9 protein-coding genes are annotated in these 12563 nt (G+C 65.7%); 1 reads left to right on the top strand and 8 read right to left on the bottom strand.

What is annotated here, in order from left to right; genetic code table 11:
• Positions 1-139 precede the first annotated feature (139 nt).
• Positions 140-1981: an AsmA family protein gene (locus tag J6595_RS22825; RefSeq protein WP_209593299.1), complete on the bottom strand. Its 1842-nt coding sequence runs from the start codon at positions 1979-1981 to the stop codon at positions 140-142.
• A 188-nt stretch (positions 1982-2169) separates the two neighbouring features.
• On the opposite strand from J6595_RS22825, the gene J6595_RS04830 reads away from it, so the two are divergent.
• On the top strand, positions 2170-4122 hold the full coding sequence (locus J6595_RS04830; RefSeq protein WP_209593298.1) for an acetoacetate--CoA ligase: 1953 nt from the start codon (positions 2170-2172) through the stop codon (positions 4120-4122).
• A gap of 91 nt (positions 4123-4213) precedes the next feature.
• Here the strand turns inward: J6595_RS04830 and J6595_RS04825 are convergent, their stop codons facing one another.
• From J6595_RS04825 to J6595_RS04795, 7 genes are all read right to left on the bottom strand, one after another.
• Positions 4214-4978 (bottom strand): class I SAM-dependent methyltransferase, encoded by a 765-nt coding sequence (locus J6595_RS04825; RefSeq protein WP_209593297.1) that lies wholly within the window; start codon positions 4976-4978, stop codon positions 4214-4216.
• Complete coding sequence (locus tag J6595_RS04820) at positions 4975-5670, bottom strand: YbhB/YbcL family Raf kinase inhibitor-like protein (protein WP_209593296.1); 696 nt, start codon at positions 5668-5670, stop codon at positions 4975-4977. Before J6595_RS04820 ends, J6595_RS04825 begins: the two co-directional genes overlap by 4 nt.
• 93 nt (positions 5671-5763) lie before the next feature.
• Entirely contained in the window at positions 5764-6666 is a 903-nt protein-coding gene (locus J6595_RS04815; protein WP_209593295.1) for a helix-turn-helix transcriptional regulator, read from the bottom strand.
• 222 nt (positions 6667-6888) lie between these two features.
• Positions 6889-9132, bottom strand: coding sequence for a pyrroloquinoline quinone-dependent dehydrogenase (locus tag J6595_RS04810; RefSeq protein WP_209593294.1), 2244 nt, complete (start codon positions 9130-9132; stop codon positions 6889-6891).
• A gap of 68 nt (positions 9133-9200) precedes the next feature.
• Positions 9201-9566, bottom strand: a complete 366-nt coding sequence (locus tag J6595_RS04805) for a hypothetical protein (protein ID WP_209593293.1) — start codon at positions 9564-9566, stop codon at positions 9201-9203.
• Positions 9567-9709: 143 nt separating this feature from the next.
• Positions 9710-11401: an ABC transporter permease gene (locus J6595_RS04800; RefSeq protein ID WP_209593292.1), complete on the bottom strand. Its 1692-nt coding sequence runs from the start codon at positions 11399-11401 to the stop codon at positions 9710-9712.
• Positions 11402-11439: 38 nt separating this feature from the next.
• Entirely contained in the window at positions 11440-12489 is a 1050-nt protein-coding gene (locus J6595_RS04795) for a Fe(3+) ABC transporter substrate-binding protein (protein WP_425342122.1), read from the bottom strand.
• Between the last annotated feature and the right edge of the window lie 74 nt (positions 12490-12563).

Raw genomic sequence — 12563 nt, 5'->3', positions numbered from 1 at the left:
CGTTTCGTGTTCGGCATTGAAGGTTTGATCCTCTGGCGATCCCGGCGAGTTTGCGCTCTGGAGCTTGAGCGAGCCGAGATCGGCGGCGGCGCGATGTCTGGCCCGTCGCACTCGCCCGGCCTTGCACCTGACCGGCCGTTCATTCGACCGCGCTTGGCGCGGTCGTGACGGCGGGGTCCGGCCATTCGCCCCTCATCGTGAATTCGATCCGCTTGGGAGCGGCGGCCGGTGAGGGGGCGGTCGAAGCGAGAGCTGCGGTCAGAGCCTCGAAATTGCCGGCAACGTCGATGTCGTTGGTCTGCGCGAAATATCTGCCGCTGGCGCTCAGTTTGCCGCCGTCATTTGCGAGCGTCATTCGGTCGAAGTCGATCGTCGTGCCGTTCAGAGTGATTTCCGCATCGAGGGCCGAGAAGGGGATCGATCCGTCCTGCGTTCCTGCCCGGAGCGGCCGCGCGCCCGGTTCTGCGAAGACACTCGGATCGAAACCCGAAATCGCGCCGTTGTTCGCTTCCAGATGGGCGGTGACATCGAGCCCCGAAAGTATCGCGTGCCAATTCTCCGCCGGCGCCTCGAGTTTCGCCCGGATCGTCGAGGTGCCGGTGAGGGCGATCGAACGGATCGACAGAACGGACATCAGGGGTGCCGCGTCGATGCCGCTGGCGTTGACCCAGCCTTCCACCCGCGGCTCGCTGGCGCGCCCGTCGACGGTGATGGCGGCCTGCGCGCGCCCGCCGAACAGCGTTGCGTCTCCCACATCGAGCTTGGCGACGCCGTTCGCGGCGCTGATCACGGCTGCGACGTCCTGGAACGGCACGGTGCCGAGTGTGAGTTCGCTGGCCGAGAGCCTGATCTCCATCTGGATGGCGGTGGCGAAATCGACACCCAACGGGCGCTCGAAATCCAGGGCGTTGCGGGGATAGGGGGCGATCGAGCGGGCGATCGGCGTGAGATTGAGATCGTTGAAGGCGAGGGTTCCGCCGATGACGGGCGTATCGCCTTCGAAGCGAGCCTCCATCGCGCCGCGCCCTTCGGACCCGCCGATCCGCAGATCGGCCTGGCGAAGTTCGGCATTGCCGCCTTCGAGGAAGAGATCGCCCGCAAGATCGACGGCACCGAGTTCGGGGATCTGCGTTTCCGGGGCGAAGAGCCATTCGATCCCACGGCTGAAGGACTGGGTGACGAGGCTGAGCCGGCCTTGGGCCTGGCGAAAGTTCTGAAGCTGGACCACGCCGGAAAACTTGGCGGCAAGGGCCGGCGAATCGAGGCTGAAATCGACATTGCTCTGGCCGCCCTGCCGGAGCGGCCGGTCGGCTTCGACGTCGAGATCCACCGTGGTCGGTTGGCCGTTCCAGACGAAGCTGCCGGAAACGCTCAATCGGTCCGCCGAGCCCGACTGGGCGATCTTGACATTGGCATTGCTGACACCGCGCCGCTGCGCAAATCTTTGTCCGGTGGGCCGGAACAGCCCGTCGCGGATTTCGACGTCGTGAATGCCTTGCATCCGCGACAGCAATGAGTGGAGCCCGGCGAGAAGACTGCCGCCGGTTCCCGGCAAAACGCTCTCGGATTGCGGCTCGGCCTCTGAGACCCGCCATTCCGGCCGCACCAGAACGAGACGCGAAATGTCGCCATCGCCGGAAAACACGTCGAGAAGACTGAAATTGGCGACGAGGGTATCGATGGTGAACTCGCCGTCGCCGAACCGGACGTGGTCGAGGCTGAGGCGCGCGCGGGGCAGGACGGCGAAGTCGATGCGGCCGTCGATCGAAACGTGCTGGCCCGTCAGCGCCTCGAGACGATCGACGACGAGGGCGCGGGCGGCATCGGAGCCAAGGACGAGGCCGGGCAGCAGGGCCGCGAGCAGGACGAAGACGGCAAGGGCCGAGCCGACCCCGACCGTCAGCCACCGCCACAACGCGCGCCGGCGCGGTTTTCCCGGCAAATCCGCCTGGGTGGTCGGGGCTGGCCAGTCAGGTCGCACGCCGTGGGGTCTCCATCAATCTGTCCGGCAATCTGTCCGGTCCTCACTAGCCCCGCGCCGGCATCCGCGAAAGCGGCTAGCGGCCCGACTGCGCGGTTTTCCCGTCGACGCTGCCGGGGGATAGACGGCTTCGTTGCCTTTGTTACATGGGTATGGCACCAGCAAGGCGGCTGGCGGGAGTTCTGGAAATGAGTGAAAATCCCCTGTGGACGCCCTCGAAGGCGCGCATCGAAAACCATCCGATCAGCGCCTTTTCGCAGGCAGCCGGCGAGGCGACGGGACGCAGCTTTCCCGATTACGACGCCCTTCATCAGTGGTCGATCGAGGATCGCGGCGCCTTCTGGTCGCTGGTCTGGGACTTTTGCGGCATCGTCGGCGACAAGGGCGGGACCGCTCTTACCGCGGGCGGCGCAATGCGCGAGGACCGGTTTTTCCCGGAGGCGCGGCTCAACTTCGCCGAAAACCTCCTGGCCAGGGCCGGGGCGGGCGACGCCATCGTGTTTCGCGGCGAGGACAGGCGGGCGAGCCGATGGAGCTGGGACGACCTTTCCGCCATCGTCTCGAAGCTTCAGCAGGCTTTCAAGGCCGAGGGCATCGTCGCCGGCGACCGGATCGCGGCGATGATGCCGAACATGCCGGAGACCGTTGCCGTCATGCTGGCTGCGACCTCGCTCGGCGCGGTCTTCTCCTCATGCTCGCCGGACTTCGGCGAGCGCGGCGTGATCGATCGCTTCGGCCAGATCGAGCCGAAGCTCTTCGTCGCCTGCGATGGCTATTTTTACGCCTCCAAGGAAATCGACATCGCCGAGAAACTCGCGCCGATCAGCGAAAAGCTCAGCCCCCAAAGGACCATCGTCGTGCCGTATCTCGGCGACGGCGCGAAGGCCGCGTCTGGCGCCCACAACGGCGTCACGCTGGGCGAATTCCTCGCGCCCTATCATCCGGCAGAGCTGACCTTCGAGCGGCTGCCTTTCGACCATCCGCTCTACATCATGTTCTCGTCGGGAACGACCGGCGTTCCCAAATGCATCGTCCACGGCGCCGGCGGCACGCTGATCCAGCAGCGCAAGGAGCATTTCCTCCATTGCGGCAACGAGGAAGGCTCGCGGGTGTTCTACTTCACCACCTGCGGCTGGATGATGTGGAACTGGCTGGTGGCGGCGCTCGGCGGCGGCTCGACGCTGCTGCTTTACGACGGCTCGCCGTTCCATCCGCACAAGGCCATCGTCTTCGACTACATCGCCGAGGAGAAGGCCAGCTTCTTCGGCACCAGCGCGAAATACATCGATTCCGCCCGCAAGTTCGGCCTGAAGCCGGCCGAGAGCCACGATCTCTCCAGCGTCCAAACGATCACCTCCACCGGCTCGCCGCTGTCGCCGGAGGGGTTCGCCTATGTCTATTCCGACGTGAAGCCGGACGTTCACCTCGCCTCGATTTCGGGCGGCACCGACATCCTCTCCTGCTTCGTCCTCGGCATCCCGACGCGCGCCGTCTATGAGGGCGAGATCCAGGGGCCAGGCCTCGGCATGGCGGTCGACGTCTACGATCCGGACGGCAAGCCGCTCGGCAGCGGCAAGGGCGACCTCGTCTGTACGAAGGCCTTCCCGTCGATGCCGATCGAATTCTGGAACGATCCCGGCGGGGAGCGTTACACCGCTGCCTATTTCGAGACCTTCCCCGGCATCTGGGCCCATGGCGACTTCGCCGAATGGACCAGCCACGGCGGCATGATCATCCACGGCCGCTCCGACGCGACGCTGAACCCGCAAGGCGTGCGCATCGGCACCGCCGAGATCTACAACATCGTCGAGCAGTTCGAGGAAGTCACCGAGGCCATCTGCATCGGCCAGAGCTGGGAGGGGGACGTGCGCGTCGTCCTCTTCGTCAGGCTCGCGGACGGCCACGACCTCACCGACGACCTCGTCAAGCGCCTCAAGGACGCCATCCGCACCGGCGCCTCGCCCCGCCACGTCCCGGCCAAGGTGCTCGCCGTCAAGGACATCCCCCGCACCAAGAGCGGCAAGATCACCGAGCTCGCCGTCCGCGAGGTCGTCGAGGGGAGGCCGGTGAAGAACAAGGAAGCGCTGGCCAATCCGGAGGCGCTGAAGGAGTTCGAGGGGCGGGGGGAGTTGGGGAGCTGAGTTTGTGTCTCAGGCATGAGGCGGCTGTGATTAGCGGAGAGCAGTCAGGCCGCCTCCGGTTGGCAGGAGCGGAAGCAGAGCTTCACGACGCCTAGATGGCGGTCGCCCCGAACCAGGCAACATCTATTTCGAACGAGCCGTCCGGCTCGATCGCAAAGTAGGCCGTGGTCGTGGCCGCGCCGCCGGTCTGTAGCGATCGGATCGCGGCGACGGAGGCGGGCGGCGTGGCGATGCGTGTCGTCCAAGAGGCAAACTCCATGCGCAGTTTCCAGGTTTGAACCTCATTGATGCGAAAGCCGGCCTCCTCCAGCATCGCGGTCCATTCGGACGGGCGGTAGTCGCGGACGTGGGAGGGGTCTCGCAGGAGCTCCACGGCTTGCAGATGACTGTCGAGCGCGGCCACCGGCGGTCCGACGACGTCGACGAAGACGGCCGTTCCGCCGGCTTTCAGAACGCGGCGCGTTTCTCGCAGCCCGCGCGCCACATCGGCCCAATGATGCGCCGAGAAGCGACTGGCAGCGAGGTCGAACTCGGCATCTGAAAAAGGCAGTCGTTCGGCGGGCGCGACCGTTCCCGTGACATTCTGAAGGCTCCGGCGCACCGCTTCCCGCTCCACGGCTGCGACCATGTCGGAGGACAGGTCGCAGGCGACGACCGTTCCGGCATGGGGCGCGAGGACATAGGCGACGTGCCCGCCGCCGGTTCCCAGATCCAGTGCGCGGACCGGACGGTTCGCGGCGGCAAGGGCCCCGATCCGCTCAAGATCTGCGCCGGTTGCGTGCACGGGGCTGGCCACATAGGCATTGGCCTGAGGACCGAACTGGGCGTTGACGAGTTCGTGCTGGCTGCGGCTCATTTCGGACCCTCCCAACGACTGTAGGTGGTGGTGACGGAACCCTCGGCGAGGATGTGCCCCCGCATCGCGTCCGCCAGGACGTCGCCCGTGAATCCTTCGGGCAGCGCGAGTTGCTCGATGTCGAGCGCGAAGACCTTGACGGTATAGCGATGGGGTCTCTCGTCGTTGCGCGGGGGGCAAGGGCCGTCGTAGCCCCCATATGGGCCCACCATGTCGGGCTTGGAGGCGAAGAAGCTGGCATAGACGTTCGCCCCGCGCACGCCATGGCTTGTCGGCCCGGTCGGCTTGCCGCCCTTGGTGAAGCCGTCGCTGTCTTCTCCTTCCGCGAGCGATCGCCTGTCGGCCGGGATGTCAGCCAGAATCCAATGGTCGACGGCGATCCGGGGCGCGTCCCTCGCAATGACGACGCCGGGCTTCTCGATCTGGTCGAGCGCTGCGGGTACATCCTGGTCCTGCATGCGCAGGGCATAGGATCGCGTTCCCTCCGGCCCTGCGGACCACGTGACGGCAGGACTGATGTTGGCCGGGTTCGTGCCGTTCGGCGGACAGAAGGCGTGGCGGTCAGGCATGATCGTGTCCGGCGCAGCGTCGCCCATCGAAACGGTCAGATCCGCGGCCGAACATGCCGTGACGAAGAGAATGGGGGCGACGAATGCGTAAATCGAGCAGCGTATGGGGGTCGAGTAGCGCATGGGCGGGCTCCTTGTCGGTTGCGCACCGAGAAGAGCTATCTGCCGGGAGCCCCGCGAGACGGCCCGAGGCGATCGAAAATGCGCCGAAAACGATCAAGCCGGTGCTGGTGGCCCTTTATGGCGATGGCGGGCACTCGACGGCACTTCGCCATAGAGGCGGCGATAGTTCGCAGCGAAGTGCGAGCGCGAGGCAAAGCCCGTCGCGGCCAGCGTGTCGGCGACCTCGGCGCCGCGCTCGGCCAGAAGGATGCGAGCCGCCGCCAGACGTTCGGACAACAGGAGCTTTGCGAAGCTCTCGCCTTCGGCCCGCAGCCGGCGCCGCAGGGTAGCCTGCGAGCAATCGAGCCGCCGAGCGACATCGCTCACGGTCCAGGGATGGTGCAGGCGGTGCCGCAAGAGCTGACGCACGGCATCGGCGGTCGACTGACCGGCGTATTTGGGGGTCAGCGACAGGGCTCCCCTTTCGGCAAGCACGAGAACGAGTTCGAGACAGCGATGCTGGGCAAGTTGCGGGGAGACGAGACGGCGGACCGCTCGATCGTCCCCGCCGAACGCATGGAGCAGCGCATCGACCAGGGTCGGATCCACCGCAAGGGACCTCGGCCCAAACGTCGATTGACCGACGAACTGGGGCCAGCGTCGGGCAGCCTCCACAAGGAGAGGGCGCGGCAACCGGACGAAAAGGGCACGGTAGTGACCCGATGTCGGATTAGGCAGGTTGGTGACGTCCATCGTGACGCCCGCGCTGGCGACGAATGCCTCTCCCGCGCCAAAGGTCGTCTGCTCAATGCCGAACCAGACCTCTTTCGTGCCTTCGAGCAGCAGCACGAGCCCGTCGCTCGGCAGCGTCATCGCCTTGAAGTGTTCGCGTTGGCGGGCGACGAAGGCGTAGATCCACGGCACGTCGTCCTCCCGGCCGAGCGAGCGCGTGTCACGTCGCGCCAGCGGCAGGAGCCGCTTCCAGGCTTCGCCGTGCGGATCCGTTTCGATATCCATGAGCGCTGCGATCCAGCTTGTTCGCCGGATCCTACCCCATGCCAAGTGAGGGTGGAATATCCGCGTTTGGACCGGGCCGGTCAGATGACCGAGTGTCCTGCAAGGCGCGAGAGTCGTCGATCGACGTGAAACGAAGCTCTCGGCCGACAGCACACGAAAAAGGCGGGCCGGCCATATCGCCGAACCCGCCTGAGTTCCCGTCGTCAGACGTTTCGCGCCGCCCTACTTCGGCAGCGCGTAGGTCACCACCTGATCGCTCACTGTCGGCAACAGGATCGTGTTGCCGCCGGCGACGAAGGTCACGTATTGCCGGCCCTTGTAGGTGTAGACAGCCGGCATGGCGACGGCGGGGGCGTCGACGAGGGCTTTCCACAGGACCTTGCCGGTCTTCAGATCCAGCGCCCTCACGCGTGAGTCCATCGAGGCGCCGATGAAGATCAGGCCGGACTTGGTGATGACAGGCGCGCCGATCGTCACCGAGCCCCAGGATTCCGGCATGTAGAAGCCGTATTTCTGAACCTGGCCGAAGGGCTCGTTCCACAGCCGCTCGCCGGTCTTCAGGTCATAGGCCGCGATCTTGCCATAGGGGCCGTTCCAGCAGGGCATGCCGGCCCAGTTGAGGAAGGTCTCCAGCTTGAAGGCGTATTTGGCGTCGCCCTGGGCGTAATAGCCCGAGGTCTCGCCGTCCTGGCTCTTCTGCTGGAATTCCTCGCGCGGGATCAGCGTGTAGATCTGCACGACGGAGTTGGAATTGACGACGTAGATCCCCGTATTGGGATCGATGGCGCCGCCGCCCCATTGCGAGCCGCCGGTGGTCGGCGGATAGGCGATGGTGCCCTGAAGGCTCGGCGGGGTGAAGCGGCCTTCCCAGCGATACTCCTTGGCCCGCCGCGAGCATTCGCCGAAGCCGACGGCATCGGCCAGCGCCGAGACGCCTGGCCAGCCTTCGTCGATCACCGGAGCCGGCTTGTCGACGAAGGGCTGGGTCGGCGAGGCTTCCTCGCCCGGAACGTCGGAGGCGGGCACCCGCCGCTCCTCGATCGGATAGACCGGCTCGCCGGTCTCGCGGTTGAGGACGTAGATGAAGCCCTGCTTGGAGGTCTGGACGAGGGCCGGGATGGTCTTGCCGTCCTTCTTTATGTCGACCAGCGTCGGCGGGGCATCGGTGTCGTAGTCCCAGATGTCGTGATGGACGAGCTGGCGGCTCCACACCACCTTGCCGGTGTCGGTGTCGAGCGCCGTCACCGACGTCGCCAGCGGCAGCTTTTCCTTGCGGTCGCCGCCGTAATAGTTCGGGCTCGGCGAGGAGATCGGGATGTAGAGGAGCCCACGCTCGGGATCAACCGACATGGACGCCCAGACGTTTGCCGTGCCGGTCTTGGAGATGACGTCCTCGGGCAGCGCGTGGAACATCCACTTCAGCTTGCCGGTCTTGGCGTCGAGGGCAAAGACGGTGCCGGGAGGGGCGGCAGAGTTGGTCCAGTCCTTGCCGGCCCAGCCGAGAAACAGCGTGTCGTGATAGACGGTCGCGGCCTGGAGCAGCGACAGCGGCCATTTGTCGTTGACCGTGTTCCACTGGTTGACGTCGAGCATGCCGTCCTTGCCGAAGGAGGCGCAGGGCTTGCCGGTGTCGGCGTCGACGCCGTAGAGCTTGGCGTCCATGGTGCCGATATAGACCATCTTCTGGCAGGCTTCGCCTTGCTTGGGCTCTTCGGCCTGCCAGTAGGCGACGCCACGATTCTTCATCGCCGGCTGGGTCAGCGCCTCGAGCTTGGCGTGGGGGTTGAACCGCCACTTCTCCTTGCCGGTGTCCGGCTCCAGCGCGATGATGTTGTAGAAGGGCGTGCCGAGATAGAGCGTGTCGTTGACGAACAGCGGCGTCGCCGACCAGACGGTGGTCGGGACGTCGCCCGAGCCATCCGAGACGTCGCCGGTGTGATACTCCCAGACCTTTTCGAGATTTTCGACATTGTCGGGCGTGATCTGGTCGGCCGGGGAATATTTCTGCGCCCTGATGTCGCCATTGAAGGTCGCCCAGCTGTTGGTGTCCTCCATCCAGGCGTCGGGCTTCTGCGGCTTGCGGGCCTCGGTGGTCGCGCTTTGGCTCTCGCCGCCGGCGGTCTCGCCTGCGCTGCCCTCGGTCGCATCAGCCGCGCCGGCCGGACGCTCGACGCTGCCGCCGCCCTTGGTCGGCTCGGTGGTCGTCTGCGTTGCGCTGGCATTTGCGTCCGGCGCCGCGGTCGCGGCCGCATTGCTGCCCGTCTCCTGATTGCCCGCCTGGTCGGGCGCTGCCTGATCTGCAGGCGCGTCGGCCGGGGATTGTGCATCGGCGGAGCTGTCGCCCGCGGGCTCTGTGGCCTGCGGCTGCGCGTCGGGCGAAGCGGCGTCCTGAGCCAATGCGGGAAGGGAGAGCCCGAGGAGAAGGGCGAAGGCGGCAGTCGAAGCTGCCAGTCTGGCTGTGTTCATGGGTATGTCGTCCCGTCGAGTGATGTTCGGGGCGGGCGGCGTGATGCCTTGCTCTGCCCGATCGGGTTTTAGTCGAGTGGTGACGGATCGACCGTCACATGAATGAGCCAGCCGACCAGCGCGACGCCCATGGCGACGACGAGGATCCAGGCGAGAAGGAAATAGGCGGCGACCCCCGTGCCGACGATCCCGAGCAGGATCAGAACCGCGAGAAGACCGCGCATGCCGCGCGACAAAGCCAGATGCAGGGCCAGGATCAGGCCGGCGCCGAGAACCAGGAGGCTCGATACGAAAACCAGCCAGGCACCAAAGGTGAAAGCGATGCCGTTGCCGAGATTGACGACGTTGAATGCGGCGATGAGTGCGCCGATGGCGCTCGCGGCGACGATCAGCCAGGCGCCCCCGGCGGTTTTCGGCTCGGAAATTTCGGACATGGACAGAGCACCCCTCTTGACGATTGCAGACCCGCCGATCGCGCCGGAAACGGCGGGCGTCACTGACGCGTGAGCTAGGGCTTGCAGCCTTCTTTGGGAGAGGGGAGCGGGGGATTGCTTTGCAAACGCCCGAAAACTTTCGCCTAGCTGCGGGTCGTTTCGGCCAGAATCGAACGATTGAGGATCGCAACGGGCAGGATTCCGACCAGCACGATGAGCAAGGCCGCGACCGCGCCGTCCTCGAACGCCGAACGCGAGGTCTGGGCATAGACGAAGGTCGCCAGCGTCTCGAAGTCGAAGGGTCTCAGCAGGATCGTCGCCGAAAGCTCCTTCGAGGCCTCGACGAAGACCAAGAGGAAGGCCGTCAGCAGCGCCGGGCGCATCAGCGGCAGGAGAACTTCGAGCAGCGTCGCACCGGGTGTCCTGCCGAGGGTGCGCGAGGCCATGTCGAGATGCGGCGAGACCTTGGCAAAGCCGCTCTCGAGCGAGCCGTGCCCCATCGCCATGAAGCGCACGAAGCCGGCATAGACGATGGCAAAGCCCGAACCGGACAGGACGAGGCCGGTGGAAACATCGAAGCCGGCCCGCATGTGCGCATCGACGAAGTTGTCGAGGCCCGCGAGCGGAATGAGAATGCCGATGGCGAGCACCGTCCCGGGAACGGCATAGCCGATGACCGCAAGACGGGTCATCAGGACGAGGCGCCTCGAACCCGTCAGCCGGACGCCATAGGCCAGCATGAAGCCGGCCAGAACGGTGGCGAGACTGGTGATCGAGGCGAGGGCAACGGTGTGGCGCAGGGCCCGCCAGAGCTGCGGGTCGGCGAGTTGATCGAGGCGTCGCACCGCATAGTCGCCAAGGACGAGAAACGGGATCGCGAAGCCGAGGATGATCGGCATGGCGCAGGCAAGCGAGGCGAGCGCGGCCTTGCCGCCGGTGAGCCTTTCCGATCCCGGCTGCGGGCGGTCGGCTCTGCCGAGAGTGAAACGCTGGCGGCGCCGGGCGAGTCGCTCGACGGCGACGAGCACGAGGATCACCGCGAGCATCAAAAGCGCAATCTGGGTTGCGCCGTAGAGATCGCCGCGGTTGAGCCAGGTGGAATAGATCGCGAAGGTCAGCGTCCTCACGCCGAGAAACTCCACCGCGCCGATGTCGTTCACCGCCTCCATCAGCGCCAGCGTCACACCGACGGCAATGGCCGGCCGGGCCAGCGGCAGCAGGATCTTGGCGAAGATCGCCGCCTGCGAGGCGCCGAGCGTGCGTGCGACTTCCGCCGCCTTCCGCCCCTGCATCAGAAAGACCATGCGGACGGTCAGATAAACGTAGGGGTAAAGGACCGAGGACAGGATCAGCACCGCACCCGGGAGGGAGCGGATTTCCGGAAACCAGTAGTCCCGGCTCGACTTGTAGCCGAAAACCGCGCGGATCGCCGACTGGACGGGTCCTGCGAAATGCAGGAACTCCACGAAGCAATAGGCGGCGATGTAGGTGGGGACGGCGAGCGGCAGGACCAGGGCCCAGGAAAAGAACCGCCTTCCCGGGAACTCGAAGCTCGCGACGAGCCAGGCCGTAACGGCGCCGACCGTGCCCGTGACAAGCGCGACGCCGAGCATCAGCTGTGCCGTGACGATGCTGGCTTCCGGCAGGATGGTCGTGGCGAGATGCGACCAGTTCGAGGAACTGCCCGACAGGGCCAGCCAGACCAGCGCCACGAAGGGCATCGCGACGAGAGCCGCAAGGGCGAAAGCGGTGGCGAGATAGCCACCGTCGCCCTTGCCCCGTCGGCGAATACGCGCTGGTATGCGTAGAGTTCCTACGGGACGCACCGCGGACATCGAAGCGGCAGCCGTCTTTGCGCGATCGTATCGAAGTGTCAGCTCTGCGGCCCGCCGTCGTAATTCACCTCGTCGACGATTTCCGACGCCTTGGCACGATGTCTGGCGATCTCGTCGAGGCCGAGCGTATCGGGTTTCAGTTCACCGAAGGACTGGACGAGCTCCGACGTCTCGATACCCGGCTCGACGGGATATTCGTAGTTGAGCTCGGCATAGATCTTCTGGGCCTCGTCGCTCGACAAGAACTCCATCAGCTTGATGGCATTGTCCTTGTGCGGCGCATTCGAGGCCAGCGAAACGCCGGAAATGTTCACATGGGTGAGGCCGTTGTCGAAGGTCGGCATGATCACCTTGATCGCGGCGGCCCATTCCTTCTGCTCGGGCTCCTTCTCGTCGGTCGCCATCTTGCCGACATAGTAGGTGTTGCCCAGAGCGATGTCGCATTCGCCGGCATAGATCGCCTTGGCCTGGTCGCGGTCACCGCCTTCCGGGCGACGGGCGAGATTGTCGCGAAGGCCGGCGACCCATTCGCGCGCGGCGTCCTCGCCATGATGGGCGATGTAGGCGGCGATCAGCGCGATGTTGTACTGGTGCTGGCCGGAGCGCGTGCAAAGACGGCCTTTCCACTTGGGATCGGCGAGGTCCTTGTAGCTGATCGCGTCGATATCGACCCGCTCCCTGGAGGCGTATACGACGCGGGCCCGGCTCGTCAGTGCGAACCATTCCTCATCGCCGTCCCGAAATCTCTGCGGGATGTTGTTTTCGAGGACGTCACTCGTGACGGGCTGGACGACGCCGGCCTGCTTGGCGGCGTCGAGACGCCCGATGTCGACTGTCATGATCAGGTCGGCCGGCGAATTCGCTCCCTCGGCCTTGATCCTCTCTTCGAGGCCCTTGTCGATGAAGATCGTCGCGGTGGAAAGCCCGGTCTCCTTCGTGAAGGCATCGAGCACGGGCTGGATCAGATCGGGCTGTCGGGAGGTGTAGATGTTGACGTCCGCCGCCAGGGCGGCGCCCGAAACGACAGAAGAGCCGAGCATCGCGATCGAGCAGATCGCCGTGTTGATGGCGGTGCGCATGGTCGTCATCGAACTCTTCCTCCCGTGTCGCCCCAGCCGCGCGACGTCCGTCGGCAAGGTCGATCTGTTTTGACGTTTCAGCT

This window comes from Jiella mangrovi (assembly GCF_017815135.1).
In the GTDB taxonomy this organism is placed as follows: domain Bacteria; phylum Pseudomonadota; class Alphaproteobacteria; order Rhizobiales; family Rhizobiaceae; genus Jiella; species Jiella mangrovi.
This window is presented reverse-complemented; position numbering and strand designations above follow the sequence as displayed.